The sequence below is a fragment of the Acetobacterium sp. genome (assembly GCF_030652775.1).
Taxonomy (GTDB): Bacteria; Bacillota; Clostridia; order Eubacteriales; family Eubacteriaceae; genus Acetobacterium.
Window position 1 is genome coordinate 108,773 of sequence record NZ_JAUSPS010000097.1, and the last position, 25,777, is coordinate 134,549.

Genomic DNA, 25,777 nt, shown 5'->3' on the forward strand with positions numbered 1-25,777 from the left:
TTCTCCTCTCTTATTTATCCAGGCGAATTTCCCGGTCTTTCCAGATAACCGGCTGACCTAATATTTTTTTAGCCATTGATCTCAAAAAAATCAGCAGATAGAAAATCAGCAGCAGCGGATAAAAGAAGATGCTGCTCACCGAAAAGCTACCAATATGCCGGGCGATGCGGATCAGCTCCAGCACCCAAATGGCGTAAAACACTGCCAGTATCCCGGCCCAGAGCCACTGCTGCCAGACCAAATTAAGAGCCAGATAAAGCGGTGCCGAGGCAACCGCAGTGATCCAGAAAAAGACCAGCACTAAAATCAGCAGCGGCGTTTTCGCCACCCCGGCGGCCTGATTTTTGGTCCAGCCCTGAACCAGCTCCCGCAACCCGCCGCCATACATCCGATAGGAAACGTCGTGATCCCCCAGAAACAGGGCAAAGGAAATGTCTTTTTCACGGAGTTCTTCACCCAGCGCCATATCATCGACGATGCTGTCTTTAATGGCGGCATGACCGCCGACCGCCTGGTAATCGGCCTGACTGATTAAGATCACCGGGCCATAGAGGCCGATCTGATAGGGATGGCTGCTTTTTTTATTTTTTTGTTTTAGATTTTTTTGCTCTTGTTTTTTTTGATCACGCCCCGCCGGCAAACCCAGACCATTGGCGCCCATCTGAATGCAATTAAAAAACAACGACAAGGCTTCGGTTTTGTTCTCGATCTGATGATAGGGCATCACCGAGATCACTCGGCCGGTCCTTTGATGGGCCTTTAACAACTTGCCGAGACCCGCCAAGCTAAGCCGGACATCGGCGTCCAGAAATAAAAGCAGCTCCCCGGTGGCGGCGTCCCCGCCCTGCTGACAAGCCCAGGACTTGCCCAGCCAGCCGGCCGGTTTTGGGGCCGCAGTAATCAGCCGGGTCCCAAAAGCCGTAGCGATGCTGGCGGTTTGATCGCTGGAGCCGTCATCGACGCAGATAATTTCGTGAATGTCGAGCGTCTGGTTTCTTAAACCTCCCAGCAGTAAGGCCAGGTTTTTTTCTTCGTTCCGAGCCGGGATAATAATCGAAAGCCGGGCCGATTTTGGGATCGGGCCGTTCGCTTCTTTCGGATTAACTCCTTCCAACTCGGGAAAGCGGTGAAAAAGAATCCAACTGGCCGCCAGCCCCAGCATGATCATACCACTGACGATGATCATCGTCGGGCTCCCGATTCATCACTGGACCGACCTGATCGGCGCTGTTTTTTGAGCTGTTTGATCACCCCATCCGCTGCCAGCTTACCAGTCAGGATCGATACCGGCAGCCCCGAGGGACTGAATGTCCATTGCCCGGCCTGATAAATATGGGGTAGCGGGGTTTCAATGGTTTTGGCAATTTTTCGAAAAACGCTCACTGCCGGTAATTTCCCGGCTTTCGCATCGTCGGGAAATGCCCAACCGGTGATGGCTCCGCCGGAATTCCCGGTGAGTCGCTCAATCGTTAAGGGGGTGGAACTGAAGCATTGCTCAACCTGCTCGGTCAAGCCGGGAAAAACGCTGTTCTCCAGCACTGCCAGGATCTGCTCTTCGCATAAGTCTTTAAAATCCCGATACCAGCCCGCTTCAGCAATGGCTTTGACTAATCGATAATCCATTAAGGTGCTGACAATCACCCCAGTTTTCCCGGCTGGAGCCAGGGCCGGATCCCGGAGCGCCGGGCAGGAAATCTCATAGGTGGTGAGCTCCAGATATTCCCGTACCCAGGCTTTCAAAGCGGTCTGTTGATCGGCCGCTGACCGGGTCGGATCGGCCAGCACCGCCGGCCAGTGTTCCGACTGGATAGCTGAAAGCCCGGCCTTGCTGGGGGTGTAAAAACAATGGGGGCCGCAGCGCCGGGCAAAATAGGGGGGTTCCAGATTAACTCCGAGATAGACGGTCAAGATCGAATCCCCGCCGCAATTTTCGTGGATCTTTTGTTGCTGTTCCCAAACCCGGGAGCCAAGTTCCCCTGATTTCGCATCATCAACGGCCTTATAAAGCGCTTTCATATCGCCGCACCAGATCAGTTCCTGATAGCCGAAGCGACGGCCATCCCGAGTCATTACCTGTCGGGTGCGGATATCGATCTGACTGATTTCAGTACCCAGCACCAGCTCGCCCTGGTGGGCGGCAATAAAATCACGCATGGCGGTCACCAGCCGCCCAGTACCACCGATGAGATAACTGTAATCGCTGTACAAACCAAAATAACTGAGGGCAAAAAAAGTCGGCATCTTTTCAAAAAAATGCTGGCTGATGACATCAATTATGGCCTGATTTTTAGTAAAACGCAGCAGATAGCTTTCAATCGGTTCATTAAGCTTCTGAGCTTTGCGGATATTCACCTGATATTTAAGCAACCAGGGCAACAGGGTTTTAAACAGATACTCCTTGTCCATGGTCAGATCCATAAACAGCGGATTTTCAATGCCGTAGAGCACATCCATATAACCGGTAACTTTACGGATTTCGTCGATAATAGCAGCAATTTCCGCTTGATTATCGGGAAATTTTGCGCTCAGCATGGTGGCGTAAGCAGCCAGACTTTCTACCCCTTCTAAGGTCATCTGAGTATCTTCAATACCGATGACCACCGGGTTATTAACAAACTCCAGGGCAATCCCCAGCTGCGCAAGCATCGGCAAAACAATTCCTGAGTTTTCAAAAGCTCGAATGCCGGCGTCAAAGCTAAAGCCCTGGCGGCAAAAGCTCCCCACTAGACCCCCGGGTTTTTCGCTTTTTTCACAAAGCAGGGTGGTATAGCCGGCTTTGGACAGATAAGCAGCGCTGGTCAAACCAGCCATCCCGGCGCCCACGACAATCACATCGTAAGTGTTTCCTGCTTCTCTGGTTTCCCTTTTATCTGCTGTTTTTAAATCTTTCATCTCAACCGCCTCCATTTACGTCATCAATCAGTCAATCCCGGCTTTCATTTAACCGATTTGCTGATCGTTATATTTTTGTAATCTATTCATTTCATACCCTGAATCATTATCATAAAAACATAGGTTTACCTAATTTTACTGTTAAAATGGTCAGTTTGAGGAGGCCGCCTTTGATTCGCTGGTTTTTTTCCAGAACCGCCGCCTTTTTAAATTCGAGCTCTTCATTCTGTGCATAAATTCGCCTCTTTTTATTTGTGATAACAGTATCTTTCAGTCTCAGATTCACACGTTTCATTGAGAGAAAAACATGTTAAGCAAGCCTGGAACCGTCAGTTTTTACTCATATTGAGAAAAAATTAAAAGCCGATTTTTGATAAATTAGTTTTTAGCGTTATCTTAAGGCCATGTGGTTGGCGTGATTTTATCAATAAATCGGGTAAGTAATAACTATACCTAAGGAGGCTCAATAATATGAAATATCAATTTGTTAAAGAATTTCCCCATCCCATTATGGAAAAAGGAAAACGCCCGGTTATCTCCATTTATATTAATACCCATATTCCAAAACCGGATCGACATGAAAATCCGATTCGTTTCAAGAATCTTGTGCGAGAAGCCCAGGACGCTTTAAAGAAAAAAGAAGTTCGAGGCTTTAAAGATCTGTTTTCTCTTTTCGACGAAATGGTCGATAATGCTATCTTCTGGGAAGGTGCTACCGAAGGAATGGCCATTCTGGCGGATGAAGAAGAATGTATTGTTTATAAACTGCCCATCGACGTTACCAGCCGAGCCATCGTATCCGATAGCTTCTATATAAATCCGCTTTTGAAAAGCTATCAGCAAAAAGGCCGGTACCACGTTCTCGGTCTCAACCGCGATCGTTTTTTTCTCTATAATGCTGATCTTAATGGCATTCATGAGATTTCATTGGATGAAAAGGACTCCACCCTTGAAGGTGTTTTAGGAACTCAATTAACATCAAGCGACCTGTCCCATTCCAGTCTGGGTGGGGATCAAGCCACCTATCATGGCTATGGCGGCGCAAAGGATGAGAAAAAAATCGATGAAGAAAAATTCTTTCGTCATGTGGATAACTTCGTTCAGGAGAAATATTCCATGCCGTATAAAATACCCCTCATCCTCGTTGGGCTCGACGAACATCAGGGCGAACTACGAAAGCTATCAAAAAATCCATATCTAATCAAAGAAGGCATTAAAACTGATATTGACGCAATGGACAAAAAAATGCTTCATGCATCGGTTCAAAATGTCATGACAAAACTTTTCAACCAGCAATTAAAAGAACGCATGGAAATATTTAACCAGGCCCATGCAAAAGATATGGGTTCGGATGATGCGGTTCAAATTGCCAGAGCCATCATGGAAAAACGCGTGGAAGTCCTTTATATAGAAGAAAACACCGTCCGCCCGGGCAGCTATGATCTGAGTCTCGGAACCATTACCGAAGGGGTGTCACCAGATTCTTACATCGGCGACATTTACGACGAAATGGCTGAAGCAGTTCTTAGTCAAGGTGGCGAATTGTTAATTATAAAGAAGGCTGATATGCCAACCGAAAGCGATATTGCAGCGGTATACCGATTCTAAAAATGCCTGCGTAAAATAATACCCACACGCCCAAACTGAAAGGACCAGTTACCCAGTTTTCTAAGAAAACGAGTAGCTGGTCCTTTTATAAGTCAAGTAACCGGGCACCCTCCGAAAAACGGCTATAAAAAAGCTCGCTTTCTTAAATCGTGAATGAATATGCACTAGACACAAAATGGCTGACTTTTGTGAAAGATGTGTGCCACCCCCGCAAGACCGCCATCCCAGGGTTGTTCCCTGTTTCAGCGCTGACCAACATTCTTGCTTGGTAAATTCATAATACCATCCTTTTTTTTCGTGATCAGGTCGATGTCCATTGTGTGAACATATTCAGAGATACAACTCGAATAGACATACTCCGAAAATTCTTTTAGCACCACCTGATTATACAGGGATGCCCGTCTGCTGATGATTTCCAGGGCCTCAAATAAGGCTAGTACCAATGATAAATCCGCCTTGCCGTAGTGCACAATCTGGTAAAAGGTGAAATAGATATCGTTGCGGAAATCCACGCTTTGATAAATAATGGCAGCCTTTGATTCTTTCGTCTGGATGATGGTATAATGACCATCAATGCCCGCCAATTTTCCCAGCAGCACGCCGAGCATCCGAATACAGCGGATCGCCGTGTAAGGATCATTAATGCCCGTCGAAATCGCCCGCAATGAAATCTCGATAATCTTCTGCAATGAAAAAATGTAATCATTATAGGCGTATCGTTCATCTTTAATCGAGAAACAATTAGCTAATTGGCTGCTTAAATTCTCATCTGTTTTGCCCTGAGGATAATAATAGGCGATTCGTTGCTTTTCCGACAGATAATCCCCAATTTTCGAATCGATCAATATCTTGCAGTCCAGGTCTTTAATTAAGTTCCACATCAAATCAAAGTTCATTAGATCTAAATAACCATTTTTTCTGGCAAAGATCTCAATTTGAAAATCACGGGGATCAAAACTGTACTGGTCCATTCGTTTCTTGTCTTTTAAGAATGCAAGGGTACTTTCGATGGCTTGATTTGATTCATTATATAATCGTTCAATCAGTTTATTGGCTTGTATCGATGACGACACGGTGTAGACAAAAATGATGAAGTAGATAATGCAGAGGATGGAATATAGTACGGCAACGGTGGCCCCAATCACCCAATAATTGAGGTGAACATTGCGCATAAACAACAGATTTGTAATGCAGTAAAAGAAACCGCCGACATAGATTCCCATAACTTGCATGGTGCTTTTATTCGTCAGGAAATTTTCCACCACCCGGGGGGAAAATTGCGAGGAGTACATCGTCAGCACAATTAAAATCGTTGAAAAAGTAAAGGTTGTGATGGTCAAAAGAACCCCGGCCAGCAATCCCAAAATCTCTTTTGCCAAAGCAACGGTGGTAAACAATAATTCTGGAATGTAGGGTTGAATTGGCAAGGTTCTGTTGTCGATCAGAATGACAAGAATCGACAATAATAAAGAACCCAAAAGATACCCACCTAAAATAATCCACATTTTGTTATTTTTAAACAACATTATTATTTTTTGAACCATGACTTCACCCTAATCTGAATCCGTTCTTTCACTTCCAAACCGGAATGCCACGTACTCAATGATCATCCCGTATGCAATACCCGCTAAAAAGCTCACGATGTCGATGAAACCTGTCGAACTGTAGTAGGCAAAGGATACGATCAGGCCCAGAACGGCGCCGCGGCCAAGCAGCTTTGGAATGCCGGTATGTAACCAGGGCAAGCCGATCACAAGTCCCATCAACAGCCGATTGTACCACAGGGCAAACAGCAAGTAGACTTCCATTTGAAACCCGAATCTTACCAACGCACCAATGATACAAAATACACCCAGAACAGCACCAGTTAATAGGGAAACTTTCATTCTCTTTGACATCATCTTTATCGTCAACCTCCTTGAAAAGATTTGAATTGATTTGACTTTGAAGGGCTATTTTATTGTCATACCGCCTAAAAAAATTTTAAGTGATGGCAAATTTCTTAACATACTTTACCCTAAACATACTTTAAAACCATCACAAACATATGAAACATTTACATCCATCGCTATCGGGTCTTCGACCGCTGGAACTGCGAAAGTATATCATTACCATTTATTGCATCGATCATCTCCGATTTAAATCTTCTTAATCTTTAGATATCTCTCTTATATCATTAAATATTCTTTCGTCATCACTAACCGTTTTCTATAATTTCATTTCCAAGGGCGGTATTTTTGTCAGCGCAATCGTTGTCGAAGCCAGTTCTACCTGGTTTGAACTGGCTTCAACCTGCTCAAGAATTTTTGTAAATAATTGATCCTTTACCCCGACTCGCTTTTTATAGTCCACCACATATCTTAGGCTAAACTCAACCCAGTTATCATTAGCAATAATGGTTACCGTGGGATGGGTTGAGGCGTTTTCAATCATAAACTTTTTCAGCATGATTTCCCATTGCTTTTCTGCTTCAACTGAATATTCACCAACCACTTCCTGACCGACATCAAAAATAATTTTTCTTGCCAAAGTGTAATTACTTCCGTATTGAATCGGAACTTTAATTTCATCCCAAAGAAACGGAAAATCCGCCGAGTAATTGTATACGGGCTCTTTAAAAACAAAGCTATTGGCGATTCTGACAATTCTGCCATTATATAAATCAGCCTCGACCCATCCGCCGATTTCCATGATAGTGGTTCGCAATACGCCGACATCAATTACGTCCCCTTTAATGCCTCCCAGCATCACCCGATCCCCTGTCTTATATATGTCTGTTAACAAAATCGAAATCCATCCGGCGATACTGACAATTACCTCCTGTAAGGCAAAAGCAATCCCTGCTCCGACAATCCCGAAAAAGACTGCCAGGGTTCCCAGACTTTCGCGATAAATGATAGAGATCAACAACAGGATTAAAAAATATCCCACAGCGTTGATGGCTTTTTTGCTTCGGTAGGAATTATTATTATCTTTAATATGTCTGATTAGGCGCGATCGAATCAGGTTTTTCACCGTCAAAATGAAGATCACACCTACTACAACCATTATTAGTTGTAGTACATATGGATTTTTCGTCACCAGCTCGGTATATTTTTCCATATAGCCCCTCCTCTATGTAGCTTCGACATTTTTCAAATTATCCTGATCAACCGCCACTGCTACTCGTAAGTGTCCATTCTTAGCCTTCGATAGCAGCTTTTTTTTCGCATTTCAAAGGTTCGATTTTCATAATTTTCTCCTTCGTATTTGTAATTAAATATTTGCGAAACGACCGTATCCGCTAGGCAATTATCTAACTTCTAAGCATCACTACAATCATTTTTTTGTGTTCTATAACTTATTTAACCAATATTCTTACGTCTAATCCTTTTTATAGCTTCTTAACTCAACTTTCCCAGCTGAAAAATACAGCTGAGCCATTATACATAGCCACTTAAACTTCTAAAAATATAGAAGTTGACAGAAAAATGCACCCAACGTCTGATATAATGTAGATGCAAACCAAACAAAAATCAGACAGGAAAGGTTCATACCATTGTTTTTACCCGTTACATTCTCCTGGAATGGCTTCGCCGAAGTGAAAATGTTGATAAAACCTTGTATCAAAAGGGATTCCCTGCCATTAAACGTCTTTGTAACCATAACCGCTTCTAAACTATCCCATTTATCAGTCTTGTGATTTCTTAATTGCTTTAAAACCAGAAATAACATCACTGATTTCTTCGGTAATTTGATCCTGACGCTGCCGTCGATAGCTGGCGTTTAACATCTCCAGGCGCTCATCAATATTTTTGCCCGCCGCTTCCATGGAGGCCAGTCGACTGGCATTCTCGGACGCCAGCGAATAACAGAAACTGCGGTAAAGGGTGATGAAAAAATATTGCTGGATCAAATCGGAAAAAAGCGTTTCTTTGGCAATCAGATAGGTGGGCAATGAGTTGGACTGCCACTCAACCTTATTTTTTTTCAGTTTTTTAAAATCAATGGGAAAAAGACGTTCGGACTCCTCTTCAAAAAGGGTCAGTTGAACCGGCTTATTGTAATAAAGCATGATTTTGTCAATGGCTTTTTCATCACGAATTTCATCAATTTCAAATAACAACTTTTGCACCATCGCAGTAATCCCTTCTTCTGTTTGTGGTACATGCAAAGTATGGGAAACCGTGAATTGATCCGCTAACCGGGGCAGGATCTGCTGACCGATGGCGATGATAATATCTTCTTTACCCGGAGTTATTTTTTTTAAGGAAAACTCGGCAATCCGTTCATTAAACCGCCCGGCCAGCCCGTAATCTGATCCAAAAACAATGTGAATAGTACGCCCCTGTTGTTGCAACTGCGGTCTTACAGGTTCTTCATCGCCGGCCAAAACGACATAGAGCCCCAGATCCAATACTTGACGATAGGTCATTGAAGCACTGGCGGCATTTTGAAATTGGGTAATGTTCGCCGCGGCATAGGCTTTCATGGTTGATACAATCGACCGCAGATTTTCAGCCGAATTGATCTGTCTTTTAAGCGCTTGCAGATCTTCCATTTATAAGTTCAACTCCTCGTTCAATTTTGTCTTGACCCGAAGCAAGAATTCTTTGCGGTCCTCTTCCGTTAGTTTTTTTTCATTTAACAGCTTATTCCTAAACCCGGTATCCTCGCGGATCATCGCCCTGATCCATTCTTCGGCCTGGTGAATCCGCTCCAGCGGAACCTCATCCAAGGTGCCAGAGGTAACCGCCATCAACACGGCGATTTGTTCGGTAACCTCGACCGGGGCATACTGCGGCTGATTAAGCACCGCCCGAATGCGCATGCCTCTTGCCAAAGTTCGTTTGGTACTTTCATCCAGACGGGTGCCAAAACTTGCAAAGGCCTCCAATTCTTCAAACTGAGAATAGGTGAGCTTGAGCGCGCTGGTAATTTGACGATAGACCGGTACCTGGGTTTTGCCACCCACCCGGGAAACGGAAGCGCCAATTTTCACCGCCGGGAAATGTCCCTTTTGAAAAAGCTTTGGTGAGAGATAGATCTGACCATCGGTAATGGAAATAAGGTTGGTGGGAATATAAGCAGCCAGATTTTCGGCCTGGGTTTCAATAATTGGCAATGCCGTCAGGCTGCCGCCGCCATACTCTTTTTTCAAATGGGTTGATCGCTCCAGAAATCGCGAGTGAATATAGAAGATATCCCCCGGATAAGCTTCCCTGCCAGGCGGTCGCTCCAAAAGCAGCGATAGTTCCCGATAAGAGCGGGCATGTCGAGTTAGATCATCATAGATAATCAGAACGTCATGGCCTTTTTCCATAAAATATTCGCCCATCGAAGTCGCCGCATAAGGTGCTATAAAAGCCACTCCCGGAGGGGATTCTGCCCCGGCAACCATAATCATCGTATAGGCCATGGCGTCGTTTTTTTTAAGCACGTCAATCAGCTTGGCAACCCCGGTGACCTGCTGGCCAATGGCACAGTAAATGCATATAACATTTTCCTCCCGTTGATTGATGATGGTATCAATGGCAATGGCGGTTTTACCAATTTGTCGGTCTCCCAGAATTAATTCCCGTTGTCCGCGGCCAATTGGAACCACTGAATCGATGACCTTGATGCCCGTATGCAAGGGTTTGTTCACTGCGGCGCGATGCATAATTGGCGGAGCTTCGCGTTCGATGGGCAGGCGTTTGTCCGCTTCGATGGGACCCAAATCATCAATCGGTTCACCCAATGGCGTAATGACCCGGCCTAAAAAGTTATCGGAAACGGGGATATCCGCCACCTTGAAACTCCGTTTGACCCGGTCCCCTGATTGAATGTGCTGGTATTCGCCCAGTAAAATCACCCCCACCGAATCGGGGTCCAGGTTATAGGCCATCCCCATAACATTTCCTGGAAATTCAATCAATTCCTGGTTTTGTACCGATTTTAATCCTTTAATCACAGCAATCCCGCTGTCGATGGAAATAATGGTGCCCGTCTCCTCGATATCCGCTTTTCCAAGGGACTCCTGCCTAAATAAGTCAATCGCCTCTTCCAGCAAGGAAAGTTGTTCTTTCAGCATATTGTATTCCCTCCCTCGCGTTAAGTTATCTTCTTTTTAAGTATCGCTTGAATCGTCGCTTCCGCTTCTTCCAGATAATGATTCATATTTGTATGAACGGTTAAGCTGCGGAGATTTAGTTCAAATCCCTGAATTAGGTTTTCATCCACCTCATAGCTGATTGTGCCAAAGTTGTCCAATTTTTCCCGAAGGGCAGTTTCCAATTGATTGCGCTGTGCTTTTATTAATGGTGTTGCGCTGATTAAAATAATCTTGTCCTCGGTGGATTTGATTTCCTGCTGGAGCATTTCCCGATCCAGAGCTCGAATTTTTTCCATAAAAGCAGCAAAAATCTTGCCGTCCAGGTCCTCTTTGGCAATCGTGCTCAGGATTTCAGCCGCAATCGTCACTGCGCTTTGGCCCAATACCGTTCTTAATTCATGTAAAAAGCGCTCCTCTTCTTCGGTTACTTCATTAAAATAATCGATGCGCTTTTGTTCTGCTTCTTCCCGATAGATCTGGATCAAGGCCTCTTTTTTTTCCTGTGCTTCGCTGCTTGCTGCTGCCATTTTAATTTCTTTGTTCGCTTCCCATTCTGCCAGTTTTTGCTGATAGCTTTTAATTAAATGATCCGCTTCATTCATTTTCCCATCAGCTTCATTTTGAAGATCACTAATCCGTTGCTGTCGCTCTTGCATCGACTTCATAACCGGCTTGTAAAAAAGCTTTTGCAGAATAAAAAGCAGAATAAAGAAGTTGACAATTTGAGCAATGATTTCAAACCATTTTATTTGCATATCCTAACCTATCCGATTACGAAATTCCAAAACGGATTGGCAAACAGCAGAATCATCGAAATAACAAAGCAGTAGATCGCTGTTGATTCAACCATCGCAAGCCCCACGAAAAGGGTTCGGGAAATGGTGTTCGCCTCGTCAGGCTGCTGGGCAATTGATTGCAGGGCCTGGGCAACCGCTTTGCCTTCACCAAAAGCCGGTGCAATCGAACCCACTGCCATAGTAATCCCTGCCGTCACAATAGATGCCATACCAATAATACTGATCGAATCCATAAGATAGCCTCCTAGAATTAATTTAATTTTTTACTTGGTGCCCGTTTTTTTATTTCTTTTTATTGGTGGCCGAGCCAATATAGACAATTGCTAAAATCGCAAAAATATAAGCTTGGATGACGCCGGTGAGCAACCCTAAGAGCTGCAACACAATCGGAAAAAAAATCGGAATAACACCGATTAGAATGGCCGCAATAATGCTGGCACTCATCACGTTACCGTAAAGACGAATGGCCAGCGATAAGGTTCGCGACAACTCACTGATAATATTAAACGGCAGCATCAGCACCGTCGGTTTAATATATTGTTTGAGATACCCCAACAGCCCCAGGCTTTTTATCCCATAGACCGGAACGGCAAAAAACACGCACAGTGATAGCGCAATGGTGGTGTTTAAAGAGCCGGTTGGGGCGATAAATCCCGGCACCACCGACAGGATATTTGCGGCCAGAATAAAGATAAACAGGGTAGCGATAAAAGGTAAATATCGGCCCGGTTCCTGCCTGCTGACCTCCCGAATCTGCTTGCGAATGGTCTCAATCGCAGCCTCAAGAATATTCTGGCCTTTGGTCATTTTCGGACCGGGTTTTAACTTCCTGGTAATCAGAAAGGAGCCCAAAGACAAAATAACCATGGTGATCCAGGTAAATACCAGGGTCGCTGAAATACTGACAAAGCCCCATTGGAAATAAACAATCTCGCTGGGATCAATACTCATAAAATCACTCCTTTACTTATTACTCGGGGGAACGGGATTTTTTTCGGACGCTTAAAATGATTAAAAACTTAACCAGAATAACCCCTGCCAGCACGGCCAAAAACTGCTTCATGTCGTTACCTCCCAAAAAATAAATACCCAACAGCAGCACGACCATTCGCCCTACTGCACTGATTAACATTAACGGGCCGGGGTATTTAACCTGTCCAATTTTTTGCACCGTCCAGTAAAGTCCGCCAAAAAATACCAGCCCCAACAGCATCCCGCCCACAAATCCAATCACCATCGATCATCCCCCCTTTTTAATCCTTATCACTGTCACTTTTTTGTTTGATCCAATACCAGGCATTTAAACACCCCACAATCACGCCAACAAACAATAGCGTCAGGGTCCAGGAAAACCCCATTGAAAAAGTATCGTCTAGGTAAATCCCCAGAAAAATGCCTAACAGCGTGGGAATGCTGATCGACCAACCAATAATGCCAAACACCCCCAGACCAAACATGATGTCATCCTGCTCAGCTTTGGCTTTTATTTTCTTCTCCACATCGGATTGGATCTTTTTTTCGATTTTCTTTTCTGGCGAATTTTTTTCATTGTCCAACGCATTCCCCTCCTTATCACTCGATTTCCATAAACCGCCTGATGGTATCGGCTTCCAGCTTGACGAGAATTTCCCGAGCTTTCTTTTCCTGGTCGTCCTGAACCCTAAAACTTTCCACCAGGACCTGATATAGGTCTTCCAGCGAATTTCCTTTGATGGCCTGAAACGAAGCAACATAAACGGTCGCCCCTTCCTTCACCAGAATCCCCTGGTGGATAGCGTAATAGTCTTCCTGCGTATCCTTCGCCAAAATCAAGATGCCGGGTTTCAGGCTCCAGGCCACGTCAATGTGTCGGGGCAAAACCTGGAAGCTCCCCATTGTTCCCGGCGCCGTAATTTTATCGACTTCCTGATCCAAAAGGGTTTCATTGGGAAGCACCAATTTAATTAGCATCGTTTTTGGTCCTTTCCCTGCGTTTTTCATCAGCCTGATCGATGGTACCAATCATATACAAATCACTTTCATCATAATCCATGTAATCATCGTTGAGGATCGCTTCGCATCCTGACAAGGTGTCTCCCAGATCAACCAACTGGCCTTTTATTCCGGTAAATTGTTCGGTGGTAAAAAAGGGTTGAGTCAGGAATCGCTCCAAACGCCGTCCTCGAAAAACCACGTTGCGATCTTCCGGGGACAATTCTTCGATCCCCAGCATGGCAATGATTTCTTTTAATTCTTTATAGGTCGCCAGGGTCTTTCTGATTGCCATCGCAACCCGGTAATGTCTGGCCCCGACAATCGCTTTGTTGAGCATTTTTGAGGTCGATTCCAGGGGATCGATAGCCGGGTACAACCCTTCGCTGGCCCGCTTTCGGGAAAGCACCACCGAAGCCGAAAGATGATGAAAGGTATGGGTCGCCGATGGATCGGTAAAATCATCGGCCGGCACATAGACCGCCTGAATGGAGGTGATGGAACCGTTGGCAGTACTGGAAATCCGCTCTTCCAGCTCGGATAATTCAGTTTCCAGGGTGGGCTGATAACCGACCCGGGATGGCATTTTACCCATCAGTCCCGAAACTTCAGCGCCAGCCTGAATAAACCGGAAAATATTGTCGATCAGCAATAAAATATCTTTTTTTTCGACATCCCGTAAATACTCGGCCATGGTTAAGGCGGCATGGCCGACCCGGAAACGGGCCCCCGGTGGTTCATTCATTTGCGCAAAAATAAGTGAGGCATTTTTAAAAACCCCTGATTCCCGCACCTCCCGGTACAGCTCTTCGGCTTCCCGGGACCGTTCGCCAATCCCACAGAAAATACTGTAACCCTTTGTTTTTTGCGCGGTATTGTTGATCAACTCCGTAATTAATACCGTTTTACCGACGCCGGCACCGCCAAACAAACCAGCTTTTTCACCTTTGGCAAGGGGCATCAGCAGATCAATCACTTTAATTCCGGTTAGAAAAATTTCATCCGAAGTCACCCGTTTGGAAAAAGGCACCGGCTTTTTATGAATGGATTCATATACCACCTTTTCGCCTAATGGTTCATCACTATCCAAACGATTTCCAAACATATCAAACATTTTTTCCAGGATTACTTTCCCCACCGGGACGCAAATCGGCCCACGGGTGTCAATGACCCGGTCGCCTCTGGCAATGCCTGACGTAAAGGTCAGGGCAATGGCCTTTACGGTGAAATCATTCACATAAGCGTTGACTTCCATAATAATTTCCTGCTTTTTTCCGGCCAGAAGCATATTGTTAATACCGGGCAGTTCATTTTTAAAAACAACTTCAATGACGCTGCCTCTGATTGATTGAATACTACCTATGTTCTGATTACTCATCTTCATTCCCCTTGGCTTAATTTATCGGATAACGACTTTCTTATTATTGTCTTTACCCGTTTACCCGTAAATGAATCAATCAACTTTTTTCCTCAACCCATCGATCACCGCCTGGATTTCAACCGACTGACCATTTCTGGTGTTTTGAATGCAGCGGCTTTCGCAAAGCGCCAGATCCAACGGTTCTGTTTCAATCCTGATCTGGTGTTCCTCGCAATAAGCGGCCAGCCGTTTTCTGGCCCCGACCAGATTCCCCACCGTGACCCGGCGCATGATTCCGCGGATATCCAGATTGGTCCCCTGGGTTTGCATCCCGAGAGAACAATAGGGATGCTCGCAATATTCACAACGGGATGCCTTCTGCATCAAGGTCCGAATTTCGACCGGGACATCGGCATAGAGTTTTTCGGCGGTCACCGGTTTGTCTAGGACCCGTACCATCTTCTTTAGCTCTGGCTGATAGACATAGGGCTGTAGGCCCCGTTTCTTGAGCACGGCATTGGCCGCCGAAATCCCCGATGTGGTCACGGTTGGCGTGCCGGTGCCCATCACCGTCGACTCGCCGCAGCAGAACAGATTGTCCCATTCGGTCCGGGTATGGAGCCGTTTGAACATGTGCTGCCCCAGCATCTGTTTGGGACCGGCCACCGCCCCGCCGTTTTTATTGGTATAACGCTCAATCGTCCGGGGCGTGGCCAGTTCAACGTAACGGATCGCTTCGCCAAAGCCGGGAAAGCGGTTTTCCAGCACCGCGATCAGCCGCGCTTGTTCCAGTTCTTTTCTGGCCAGATAATCGGCTTCCTCACCCGTTTGCCAGTTTTCAAAGCTGGGGCCGATAGCCAGCACCACATGACTGCTGGCATCACAAAGAGTGTGGTCATCAAGACTGGAAATATAGACCGTAACCTCACTTTCATCAAGCCGATCCGGGTTGCCCACCAGCATTTCCACCGGCTCGGTGTCCGGCGGGATCACCGCTTTGTTGACCTGGGCATAAAGTACCACACTGGGATAGGTAGGCACCTGTCGGGCCGCCCAGCGGGCCCGTTCCAGGCTCAGATATTGCCGATCGATGAGCTTGCCGTATAAATTCCAGACCGTTCCCGAATAGATCAGATCCCGGCCAAATAATTTTTCACCACTGCTCAACTCCACCCCCACCGGCCGGTTATGCTCAAAATTAATCCCCGTGACTGTTTGTTCCAGCACCATTGTGCCGCCGTTTTCTTCGATCACTTTCTCCAGCTTGCCCGGCAGAAAAATGGTCGAACCGGCGGGATAATAGCTACCGCCCACATGGTTGTCGACAAACATCACCGCTGCCAGCACCGCCGGTGCTTCTTCCAGGGTGGCATAGCAATAGGTGGAGGTGATCTTATCAAAAAACTTGAAAATTTCCGGATCGCTGAAATAAGCGGCCAGCAGACTGCGGGCACTTTTATTTAAATAGCCCAAAAACCGGGCATAGGAGAGCGGGTGTTTGATCAGACTCTTGAGGGCGCCCCGGGCTTCGGTTTCATCCGGGGTGGTATAATTGGGACTGGCCACCATCACATCGCGATACATTTTCTCCAGATCCCGGTAAAAACGCCGGATATTGACTTGTTCCGAGGGGAACACCGTACCCAGCTGCGCGGCAAAATCATCGATATCAGCCCCAAAGCGAATGACATGACCCTTAAAATGCATGCAGTACAACAGCTCGTGCTTGACCACCTCAATCGGTTCCTCCAGACAATCAAAAACAAAGCGATGGGCGTTAAAGCCCTTGTCGCCAAAACCGAACAGCATCGCCGCGCCAATATCAAAGGTCACCCCATTGCGTTTAAACACCCCGCAGGAACCGCCGGGATTATAGCTTTTTTCTACTACCGCCACCTTCAAACCACTTTTCGCTAGCAAACTCCCGGCCGTCAAACCGGCTAAGCCGCCGCCAATAATAATCGCATCATATTCCATAACTCTACCCTCTTTGCGCTCATTTTTTTGTTATTGTTATCTATTCATACCCCGAATCATTACAATTACGCCCGGTGTAGTGCGCAATTTTTTCGAGATTTTGATCAGCCCTCGTTTATTCTGGCTGTCAACAGGTATAATAAAACCACCAGAACGCAAGCAGCCTATTTTTGTTTATCCGTTTCATAATCACCCGATCCCCAATTTATCACCGGAGGTAGAAATGATTTTATATGGACTCAATCCCAATCAAATGATCCCTACAGCCCAGGCTCTGCGGCAAAAAGGCAAAGCCGCCCGGGCCGTTGTTACTTTTGTAAACCAGGGTACCTTTAATCCGGTTAACCGGGATGTCAATACCATGATCGACGAGCAGAACCGCACCCGGCTGCCCGAACTCATCGACCTGCGGCGGGAACGGATGGCGGTATCACCCTTCACCTTTTACCGCGGCACCGCGCTGATCATGGCCCATGACCTGTCCCACCAGGCGATCACCGGGGCGCCGCTGATTATCTGCGGCGATGCCCATATCAACAACTTCGGACTGTACGCCTCCCCCGAACGGCGGCTGGCTTTTGACCTCAACGATTTTGACGAAGCCGCCCCCGGCCCCTGGGAATGGGATCTGAAACGGCTCATCACCAGCATTTTCCTCTGTGGCGAAGACCTGGGACTGAGCGATACTCAAGTCAAGGAAGCCGCCATCAAAGCCGCCCTGGCCGGTGATGTTGAAGCGGCCTTTGAAGCTTATAAACAAACCGTCCGCGCGGATATCGCCCTGCTGCTGTCTCAGCATCTTTTAACTGACGTGGCGAGGCGGGTTGTCGGCGTCGGCAGTGTCGGCACCCGATGCTATCTGCTGGTGTTAACCTGTGAAAACGCCAGCCATCTGGTGCTCCAGATCAAAGAGGCATCCCCTTCGGTGGTGTCCCGCTATAATCCCATTGTCGGCTCACCACTGGGTAAACTGAACCCCGAACAAAACAACGGCCTGCGGGTCACCACCTATCAGCAGATTCTGCAGGCCTACTCGGATCCTTTTCTGGGGCACTTTCAGGCCAACGGCCGGGATTTTTACGTCCGTCAATTCCGGGATATGAAGGGCTCCTTTGAAATGAATGAACTGACCAACCAGGGCTTTCTCGACTACGTCGAAGGCTGCGGCCTGATGTTGGCCCGGGCCCACGCTCAAAGCCCCAACGCCAACTACGTCGCCGGCTACATGGGCAAGTCTGACAACTTCGAAAAGGCCATTGTTAAGTGGTGCTATGGCTATTCCCGCCAGGTTTATAGGGATTATGAGAATTTTGTCAGGTAGCCCCAGGTATCCTAGCACTCATTAAAAAAACCGGATCTTGCGGATTGATCACGGCATCTTGCTTACCGTAAAACAAATCAGGAAACGACCTGAAAAACGGTCATTTCACTTTTGCTATTCTGACTTTTCCTTTAATCCATTCAAGTTAAGCTAATATGATTGGACACCCATCTGGAAATAAGATAAACTACAGCTATAAATTTGACTACTTGAAGGATCGCCTACCCCGTCCACCTGTATTTTAAAATTAAAGATATCTTCTATCTTGACGATTCCAGAAGAAGATGAACAGAAGGAGAAATCGCTATGTATAATGGTATTGTTGACTATGAACGGTATAACCAAGTCGAAAAGAACCTGAAAAATGTATTGAATTTAGCCAACGCCGATCATTATTCAAAGGCCGTTGAGGAAGAAATTTATTATCATACCGCAAAAAACATTGGCAGCCGACTCAATGTTACTGATTACAACAGTTTATCGGCAAAAATAATGGAATTGGGGATCGGCGAAATCGTCATCACCGATATGACAGACGATAAGATAATCTTTCGGTTATTTGACTGCTTTACCTGCTCTGATATGAAACATCTTGGCAAACCGATCTGCTTTTTCGAGGCGGGTATCCTGGCGGGAGCTGTCTCGAATATTCGCAAACAGAACATGGATGCCAACGAAGTGAAATGCAATGCCCTGGGCGATGATTTTTGCGAATTCGAAGTTACGAGAGGAATTCCCGACAAAATCGATGACACTGCTGAAAAAAAAGATGATCAAGATAATATAAATCTGCTGTTTTTAACCATTAACTCATTAACTTTAGCTAAAATCAACAATCAGATACAATCCCAAAGTCAGCGTTCAGAAGAAACTAACCATAAACTGAACGAAGCCCTGAAGAATGCTCTGGAATTGAACAATTTCAATCAACATATTTTCGATAGTATCCCCAATTATGTTGCCGTGATTGACAGTAACGGTTCTGTGATCCGAATTAATGAAAAGTATCGCGAAACCCTCGCTGCTGCTTTTATCGGCGAGACCAGTATCACTGATTTAAAATGGGAATCAAAATTTGCCGAAGTCCTGGAAACCGGGAAACCGGCTATCTGGCAGCAGCTGATTTACGGTGCTGAACACATTATCTTTGAAAGCCCGATTATCGAATCAAATACTGTTTTAAGACAGGTCATCCCATTAGAATCTGAATTCGTTAAACAACTGCTGGATAAGATACCTGACGCAGAACCTGAAGTGATGCCCCGTAAAAAGCGAACCATTAAACAGGAAAGTCTATGTGATAAAAATATTATTGTTGACAGTCCTGCGATGAAAGAGCTCGTTCATTATATCAAAAAAATATCAAGAACCGATGCTTCCATCTTAATACGTGGTGAAAGTGGAACCGGAAAGACCCTCTTTGCTAAACAGATTCACCAGGAAAGTCGCCGCAGTCAACACCCCTTTGTTTATATTGACTGTACCACCATTCCCAAGAATTTTTTTGAAACTGAGCTGTTTGGATATGAACCAGGATGCTTTACTGGTGCGAATAAGAGTGGAAAAATCGGCAAACTGGAAATGGCCCAGGGTGGCACCGTTTTTCTGGATGAAATTGGGGAAATCCCCATCGAGATCCAATCAAAATTGCTGCGCTTCCTCCAGGAAAAACAATTTGAAAAATTGGGTTCAGTGGTAACCCGAAGTGTCGATGTCCGAATCATTGCCGCAACCAATCAGCCGCTTGAAACGCTGATCCGGGAAGGCTTATTCAGAAAAGATCTGTACTACCGGTTAAATGTTATTAATGTGATGATGCCATCACTGAAAGAAAGACGTTCCGAAATACCTGGCCTAATCGATAAAGTGCTCCTTGAAATCAGTGCCGAAACCGGATCGGAACCAAAAACCATTGATTCTACCGGGATAAAACACTTAATCCAATATAATTGGCCTGGCAATATCCGCGAGCTGGAAAACCTGATCAGGCGTCTTTTCTTCCTGGCCGATGAAAATGTCATTGGTGAGGATATTATTTTAAAAGAACTCACTGCTGCCGATGGTCTCAATCGCTATGAAAGAGCCCCACTGGCAAGGGAAACCAATCTCAATGAAAAAGACCTGATCCTCAAAGTGATCAAGGACTGCAATAACAATAAATCTGATGCCGCCCTTAGACTGGGTTTTACCCGGCAGACCCTCTATAATAAAATTAAAAAGTATCAGCTGCTATAATCAACAGCAATGGGCAGTGTCAAAAGTGTAAACCTTTACTTGACACCTTTGTATATTTGACACTTTTCAAACCTAATAATTTATTAAAAAAACACATTAACCCACCTAGTTTAACCATAGGTGGGTTGGTGTGTTTTTTTGGCACGATATTTGCGTTGACTATAGAATGACCACATTTTTTAATTGAAATTTGAAAGGCGGTGAAAATATGTGCATACCAAAAGAATCGAAATTCCTGGCGGTGGATGCATCCCAATGTATGGGGTGTCGAAACTGTGAATTAGCCTGTTGTACCCGAAAGGTAGAGCATTATGGTAATGAAGCTAAGCCTGGTGATATTAGGATTATGCCAAATATTATTATTGGGCACGATGGCAACGGAAGCAAACCTGCATTTTGCAGACACTGTAGCGAAGCATTCTGCGAAAAGCTTTGTCCTGTCAATGCGACAATAAAAGTAAATGGCGTTATCTTATTTGATAAGACTAAATGTAATGGTTGCGGTATCTGTGAACAGGCTTGTCCCTATGGCGTAATCACCATCGGAACATTTAAAATTAATGAAATAACGAAGAAGCTCGCTACTAAATGTGACTTGTGTATCGATCGTCGAATTAACGATGAAGAACCAGCCTGTTATGCGGCTTGTCCCACCAAAGCTTTAGCACTTATTTGAGTTGTTGTCTCTACCCAGGTTGTACTCAAAATTGAAATGAAGGAGAAAATTTATGAATGATTGTTATAACTGTTCCGACCAGAGTCTGATTGAAAAAGCTGAAAGCGAAAAAATAGATTTAGTATGGCAACGATACGAAAAGATGAAACCCCTGTGTGGCTTTGGTGAACAAGGCATCTGCTGCCGGATTTGCATGAAAGGTCCCTGCCGGATCAACCCCTTTAGTAAAAAACGCAGTGTCGGTATCTGCGGCGCCTCAGCGGATACTATCGTTGCCAGAAACCTGGTCAGAATGATTGCTTCCGGTACAGCAGCCCACTCGCTTCATGGCAAAGAAGTGGCCAAAACCTTGATGCATGTCGCTAGGGGCGAGACCGCTATCTATTCGGTCAAAGATGCGATCAAGCTGCGCAGCATTGCTCAAAAGTTAAACATCGAAACCGATGGCAATGATTTAATCCCTCTGGCTGGCGTTGTGGCGGCCAGCAGCCTGATGGATTACAGTCGCATGGATGATGAAGAAATCTGTAACTGGCTTAAATACACGATTCCCGATGCCAGACTGGAAAAATTAAAAAAACTTGGCATCACCACCAGTAATATTGATGGCTCCATCAGTGATATCATGGCCCGAACTCATGTGGGAACCGATGCTGATGCGGTAAATATCTTGCTTGCCGGTCTCCGCTGTGCATTGGCCGATTATTCGGGGATGCAGGTTGCGACCAATCTTTCTGACGTTCTGTTCGGAACCCCGCAACCGGTGGTTAGCCAGGCCAGTCTGGGGGTCCTCCGAAAAGATGCTGTCAATATCGCCATCCATGGTCACAATCCCCTGTTGAGTGAAATCATCGTCGACGTTGCCTATAAAATGCAGGCGGAAGCTGTCGCAGCCGGCGCCACCTATGGCATCAATATTGTCGGCGTTTGCTGTACCGGCAATGAAGTTCTGCTCAGACACGGAATCCCCCTTGCCACAAATTATCTGTCCCAGGAACTGGCAATAATAACCGGTGCTTTAGATGCCATGATTGTTGATGTCCAATGTATAATGCCATCACTCGCCAAGGTATCTGCTTGCTATCATACCGAGCTCATTACAACCATGCCCGATGCTAAAATTGCCGGTGTAACCCATATTGAATTGGGCAGTGGCGACAGTTTGAAAAAGGCTGAATTGATTATCCGAAAAGCAATCGATGCCTATAAGAACAGAGATGATGATCGGCTTTCCATCCCGGCGGAAAAAAATAAGGTCATCGCCGGTTTCAGTGCCGAAGCCATTATTGATCTGCTGGGTTCAATCAACAGTGAAGATCCGCTAAGCCCGCTGATCGAAAATATTGTCAATGGCAAGATCAGAGGCATTGTCCTTTTTGCCGGATGCAACAATGTTAAAGTCAAACAGGATCATAATTTTGTTACCATGGCCCAGAAATTACTGAAGCATAATATTTTAATCTTGGCAACCGGCTGCGGTGCTGGGGCTTTTGCCAAAAATGCGCTGATGAATTCCGAAGCAACTGAAGCTTATGCCGGTGACACCTTAAAAGAGGTTCTAACCTTTCTGGGCTTTGAAGCCGGTTTAAATGCCCCCTTACCGCCAGTTTTACACATGGGGTCCTGCGTTGACAATGTCCGAAGCGTTGATCTGGCCGTGGCGATTGCCAATCGTTTGGGCGTCGATTTAAATCAATTGCCTTTGGTGGCCTCAGCACCAGAGCTCATGAGTGAAAAATCAATTTCCATCGGATCCTGGGTGGTCACCCTGGGAATTCCTCTTCATGTTGGGCTGGCGCCTCCTGTTACTGGAAGCAGTCTGGTAACCAATGTGTTAACCTCAGAATTAAAAAATATCGTTGACGGTTACTTCATGGTTGAAGAAGATCCCGAAGAAGCGGCTGACAAAATCATCAGTATCATTGAAGAAAAAAGACTGGGTCTGAATCTGGACTCCAGTTTGGATTCCGCAAACAATATCGAGGTGCTTTCTTGAATATTTCTAAGGATGATTATAACAAAATTGATAGCTGTCCTGTATGTGGTCGTAAAATCAAGCCAATAAAAATGGACTATATCAAAAAAAGAATACCGGATATTTCTGAAGAAGAATTACAGTCCCTTAAAATCTGTAGCAGTTGTAAAAGAAAACAACAATAATCCAGGTAAAAAACGCACCCTATATCATTATAGAAGTTAAAAAATGCCGTGGCCTATCAGTTCATGATCAGGCCACGGATTTCCTCAATTTTATTCTGTTTTACCGGTTATCTAGAATTCTGCAGTTTACTTTTAGATTCATTTAAAATCCCAGCAGATCCAGCACCTTGTCATCGACATGGCGGTTCTTGCCAACAAAGGGATAATTATGAATATGCAGGGCCGGGTTGAAGTTCAGTTCGATGATGCTGTAATTGTTGTCAGTGGGGGGTTCTTGAATATCATGGATAATGATATCCGCGCCACAGATTTTGGCGCCCACCGCTTGCGCAGCTTTAACAGCAATGGCTTTGTACGCAGCGATGATCTCATCGGTAAAATCAAGGCTGTCACCGCCGGTACTGATGTTGGAATTTTCCCGCAGATAGACGGTTTCGCCAGGGCCGGGAATGGTCTCGATCGATTTAGACTGCTCGCTGAGAAAGGCAATTTCAGTGTGGTCCAACCGCAGCTTCTCCAATGGTGTGACATAGCCCTTACCCCGCAGCGGATTCAGGTTTTTCTCAGCTACCAGTGCTTCGATGGTATGCACCCCATCGCCCACCACATTGGCCGGAACCCGATGAAGAATCCCCACTACCTCATCGCCGATAACCAGAAAGCGATACTCCTTGCCGGGTATGAATTCTTCAATCAGCACCGCGGTATCATGAGTGAAAGCCTGGATTACTGCCATCTGGTAGCAACTTTCACACTGGAGATTCTTATGAATCACAATCCCCAGCCCAAAGTTCGAGGATTTGGGCTTCACCACAATATCTTTGCCCCGAAATTCTTCATAATACACCATCGCTTCGGCTGCCGATTTGACCTTAATCCCGGCCGGCACGTTGATGCCCTTTTCACGCAACACCAGCTTGGTGACTTCTTTATTCTCCATAATCAGCGGTGCGATATAGGTGTCGGCTGATGTCCGGGTCGCCTGTTTGACATACTCTATTTTATCGCCTTTTTTAAGCCGGATAAAATTGTCTTCAGCATCCAGGATCTCAACCGCAATCCCTCTGTGCTCGGCCGCATTAATCAGCATCGCCGTTGACAATTCCAGTTTTTTATCATTTTTTTCAAACATCACTCTTCTCCCTTTTTATCGCCGCAGCTCTGGCTATAAAGTCTTGATTCTTTATTATAGCAGTTTTAACGATTGATAACAGTCTGTTTTGAATAAAGTATCCAATTTTTGTTGACATTTTTGCAACATCAGTATAGAATTAGCTTGTGAATTATTTAACTAAATAGAAAGATAGCTCCGAGCCTTGATTACCTAAAGCATTGCTATGGGATCAGGCCGATAGGGTGTAGATGGAAACGTTTGCGCCTCCACGTTGGGAAGGGGTTAATTCTTCAAATCACAAAGCAATATTCTGATTTATTTAGCATACTTGTTTTGATTTGGTATGCTTTATTCTATTTCAGTATGCTTATTTTGCTTCGGCTTGCTATGATTTGATTGCGTTAATTTAAGAAGACCAACTGGTCTTCTTTTTATTTTTGTTTTAATGATTCCGGGGGAAGTGGCTTCCCCGACTTGTTATGCACCATCAGATGAAAGGAGGTTTCAATTAATGGACTCAATCACATTAGCATCAGACTCTTCTTAACACCGTTTATTCTATCCACGATTCAGATCATCGGAAATCATGAAAGAATAAAAACTTTGGAGGAAATATGGAAACCAAAAAATATTTTGCACCATCGGAAATTGTTGACGTTGCCATTGGTGCGGGGATAAAAAAAGTCTCAACCCCCTATTTAAAAGAATTCATGCTGGCAATACTGGCCGGTGTTTTTATCGGCTTTGCATCAGAAGGTTCCAATATGGCCGCTTTCAATCTACTGGCAGATCCAGGGACTTATGGTCTTGGCAAATGCCTTGCCGGAGCAATATTCGGTACTGGACTGATGCTGGTTATCATTGCTGGTGCGGAAATGTTCACTGGTCAGACCCTGATCACTGCCGCCGTATTGGACAAGAAAGTCCGTCTTTCTCAAATGCTCGTTAACTGGGGACTGGTGTGGATCGGCAACCTCGTCGGCGGCGTATTTCTGGCCTATATGATGAGCCAGAGCGGTCTATTCAACAGCGGTGACAACCTGCTGGGCGCCATGACCATCAAAATCGCCGTCGGCAAAGTTACCTTACCTTTCATGTCAGCTTTCTTCTTGGGGCTTATGTGTAACTGGCTGGTCTGTCTAGCAGTCTGGATGGCCTTTGCTGCTAAAGACATAACCGGCAAGATTCTGGCCATCTTTTTTCCTATCTGGTTGTTCATCACCTCTGGTTTTGAACATAGTGTGGCTAACATGTATTATATTCCCGCCGGGATATTAGCCAAAGCCAATCCAAAATGGGTTGAAGTTGCCCTAGCCCATGGTGTCACCCCAGAAAAACTGGATGCTCTCAACTGGACTTCCTTTTTTCTAAACAACGAACTGCCAGTGACCTTGGGCAATGCAGTCGGCGGTGGCCTGCTGGTTGCTGCTTACTACTGGTTTGTCTATAAATCTGACTTTGGCAAAAAAGAAGAACTTAAACACTGATAACAATCAAAATATCCTAACACAAACGCTTAGTAAAGTCCGACATCTGATTTTTTTCTCACGATGTTCGGGCTTTTTTATCTTTTTTATTAATTCTGATTTCGAT

General features: G+C 45.4%; 22 protein-coding genes and 1 riboswitch. Of the genes, 6 read left to right on the forward strand and 16 right to left on the reverse strand.

Annotated elements, in window-relative coordinates:
- Positions 1 to 10 precede the first annotated feature (10 nt).
- Both Q7J41_RS17495 and Q7J41_RS17500 read right to left on the reverse strand, forming a co-directional pair.
- Positions 11 to 1,186, reverse strand: coding sequence for a glycosyltransferase (locus tag Q7J41_RS17495; RefSeq protein WP_304889727.1), 1,176 nt, complete (start codon positions 1,184 to 1,186; stop codon positions 11 to 13).
- Positions 1,183 to 2,892 carry an NAD(P)/FAD-dependent oxidoreductase gene (locus Q7J41_RS17500; protein WP_304889728.1) on the reverse strand — a complete coding sequence of 570 codons (1,710 nt, stop codon included), beginning with the start codon at positions 2,890 to 2,892 and terminating at the stop codon, positions 1,183 to 1,185. Before Q7J41_RS17500 ends, Q7J41_RS17495 begins: the two co-directional genes overlap by 4 nt.
- Positions 2,893 to 3,363: 471 nt before the next feature.
- Between Q7J41_RS17500 and Q7J41_RS17505 the strand changes: the two genes are divergently transcribed.
- The gene (locus tag Q7J41_RS17505; protein WP_304889729.1) at positions 3,364 to 4,500 is read left to right on the forward strand and encodes a hypothetical protein; all 1,137 of its coding nucleotides are present in this window, start codon (positions 3,364 to 3,366) and stop codon (positions 4,498 to 4,500) included.
- Positions 4,501 to 4,742: 242 nt separating this feature from the next.
- Here the strand turns inward: Q7J41_RS17505 and Q7J41_RS17510 are convergent, their stop codons facing one another.
- From Q7J41_RS17510 to Q7J41_RS17570, 13 genes are all read right to left on the reverse strand, one after another.
- Positions 4,743 to 6,044, reverse strand: a complete 1,302-nt coding sequence (locus Q7J41_RS17510) for a DUF2254 domain-containing protein (protein ID WP_370651043.1) — start codon at positions 6,042 to 6,044, stop codon at positions 4,743 to 4,745.
- Between the two features lie 9 nt (positions 6,045 to 6,053).
- On the reverse strand, positions 6,054 to 6,401 hold the full coding sequence (locus Q7J41_RS17515; RefSeq protein ID WP_304889730.1) for a hypothetical protein: 348 nt from the start codon (positions 6,399 to 6,401) through the stop codon (positions 6,054 to 6,056).
- A 307-nt stretch (positions 6,402 to 6,708) separates the two neighbouring features.
- Entirely contained in the window at positions 6,709 to 7,602 is an 894-nt protein-coding gene (locus Q7J41_RS17520) for a mechanosensitive ion channel family protein (RefSeq protein ID WP_304889731.1), read from the reverse strand.
- A gap of 568 nt (positions 7,603 to 8,170) precedes the next feature.
- Positions 8,171 to 9,040, reverse strand: a complete 870-nt coding sequence (locus Q7J41_RS17525; RefSeq protein WP_304889732.1) for a FoF1 ATP synthase subunit gamma — start codon at positions 9,038 to 9,040, stop codon at positions 8,171 to 8,173.
- Positions 9,041 to 10,552 (reverse strand): alternate F1F0 ATPase, F1 subunit alpha, encoded by a 1,512-nt coding sequence (locus Q7J41_RS17530; protein WP_304889733.1) that lies wholly within the window; start codon positions 10,550 to 10,552, stop codon positions 9,041 to 9,043. It lies immediately after the preceding gene.
- Between the two features lie 20 nt (positions 10,553 to 10,572).
- Positions 10,573 to 11,328 carry a hypothetical protein gene (locus tag Q7J41_RS17535; protein WP_304889734.1) on the reverse strand — a complete coding sequence of 252 codons (756 nt, stop codon included), beginning with the start codon at positions 11,326 to 11,328 and terminating at the stop codon, positions 10,573 to 10,575.
- Between the two features lie 8 nt (positions 11,329 to 11,336).
- Entirely contained in the window at positions 11,337 to 11,603 is a 267-nt protein-coding gene (locus Q7J41_RS17540; RefSeq protein ID WP_304889735.1) for a F0F1 ATP synthase subunit C, read from the reverse strand.
- A 49-nt stretch (positions 11,604 to 11,652) separates the two neighbouring features.
- Positions 11,653 to 12,321, reverse strand: a complete 669-nt coding sequence (locus Q7J41_RS17545) for a F0F1 ATP synthase subunit A (RefSeq protein WP_304889736.1) — start codon at positions 12,319 to 12,321, stop codon at positions 11,653 to 11,655.
- Between the two features lie 19 nt (positions 12,322 to 12,340).
- Entirely contained in the window at positions 12,341 to 12,607 is a 267-nt protein-coding gene (locus Q7J41_RS17550; RefSeq protein WP_304889737.1) for an ATP synthase subunit I, read from the reverse strand.
- Between the two features lie 16 nt (positions 12,608 to 12,623).
- Positions 12,624 to 12,926 (reverse strand): AtpZ/AtpI family protein, encoded by a 303-nt coding sequence (locus tag Q7J41_RS17555; protein ID WP_304889738.1) that lies wholly within the window; start codon positions 12,924 to 12,926, stop codon positions 12,624 to 12,626.
- A gap of 16 nt (positions 12,927 to 12,942) precedes the next feature.
- The gene (locus Q7J41_RS17560; RefSeq protein ID WP_304889739.1) at positions 12,943 to 13,320 is read right to left on the reverse strand and encodes a F0F1 ATP synthase subunit epsilon; all 378 of its coding nucleotides are present in this window, start codon (positions 13,318 to 13,320) and stop codon (positions 12,943 to 12,945) included.
- Positions 13,310 to 14,719 carry a F0F1 ATP synthase subunit beta gene (gene atpD, locus Q7J41_RS17565; RefSeq protein ID WP_304889740.1) on the reverse strand — a complete coding sequence of 470 codons (1,410 nt, stop codon included), beginning with the start codon at positions 14,717 to 14,719 and terminating at the stop codon, positions 13,310 to 13,312. The genes Q7J41_RS17560 and atpD overlap by 11 nt, the downstream gene beginning before the upstream one ends.
- Positions 14,720 to 14,794: 75 nt before the next feature.
- On the reverse strand, positions 14,795 to 16,678 hold the full coding sequence (locus tag Q7J41_RS17570) for an FAD-dependent oxidoreductase (protein WP_304889741.1): 1,884 nt from the start codon (positions 16,676 to 16,678) through the stop codon (positions 14,795 to 14,797).
- A gap of 223 nt (positions 16,679 to 16,901) precedes the next feature.
- Here Q7J41_RS17570 and Q7J41_RS17575 point away from each other — a divergent pair, with 223 nt between their 5' ends.
- The 4 genes from Q7J41_RS17575 to cooS all read left to right on the forward strand — a co-directional run bounded on the left by Q7J41_RS17575 (position 16,902) and on the right by cooS (position 22,906).
- A complete protein-coding gene (locus Q7J41_RS17575; RefSeq protein WP_304889742.1) occupies positions 16,902 to 17,999 on the forward strand; it encodes a DUF2252 domain-containing protein in 1,098 nt (365 codons plus the stop codon).
- Between the two features lie 306 nt (positions 18,000 to 18,305).
- The gene (locus Q7J41_RS17580; RefSeq protein ID WP_304889743.1) at positions 18,306 to 20,234 is read left to right on the forward strand and encodes a sigma 54-interacting transcriptional regulator; all 1,929 of its coding nucleotides are present in this window, start codon (positions 18,306 to 18,308) and stop codon (positions 20,232 to 20,234) included.
- A 208-nt stretch (positions 20,235 to 20,442) separates the two neighbouring features.
- On the forward strand, positions 20,443 to 20,910 hold the full coding sequence (locus Q7J41_RS17585) for a 4Fe-4S dicluster domain-containing protein (protein ID WP_304889744.1): 468 nt from the start codon (positions 20,443 to 20,445) through the stop codon (positions 20,908 to 20,910).
- A gap of 52 nt (positions 20,911 to 20,962) precedes the next feature.
- The gene (cooS, locus tag Q7J41_RS17590; protein ID WP_304889745.1) at positions 20,963 to 22,906 is read left to right on the forward strand and encodes an anaerobic carbon-monoxide dehydrogenase catalytic subunit; all 1,944 of its coding nucleotides are present in this window, start codon (positions 20,963 to 20,965) and stop codon (positions 22,904 to 22,906) included.
- A gap of 306 nt (positions 22,907 to 23,212) precedes the next feature.
- Here cooS and gshAB read toward each other — a convergent pair whose 3' ends face one another.
- The gene (gene gshAB, locus Q7J41_RS17595; protein ID WP_304889746.1) at positions 23,213 to 24,202 is read right to left on the reverse strand and encodes a bifunctional glutamate--cysteine ligase GshA/glutathione synthetase GshB; all 990 of its coding nucleotides are present in this window, start codon (positions 24,200 to 24,202) and stop codon (positions 23,213 to 23,215) included.
- Positions 24,203 to 24,365: 163 nt separating this feature from the next.
- Positions 24,366 to 24,482, forward strand: a riboswitch (molybdenum cofactor riboswitch).
- Between the two features lie 316 nt (positions 24,483 to 24,798).
- On the opposite strand from gshAB, the gene Q7J41_RS17600 reads away from it, so the two are divergent.
- Positions 24,799 to 25,671: a formate/nitrite transporter family protein gene (locus tag Q7J41_RS17600; RefSeq protein WP_304889747.1), complete on the forward strand. Its 873-nt coding sequence runs from the start codon at positions 24,799 to 24,801 to the stop codon at positions 25,669 to 25,671.
- The last annotated feature ends 106 nt before the right edge of the window (positions 25,672 to 25,777 follow it).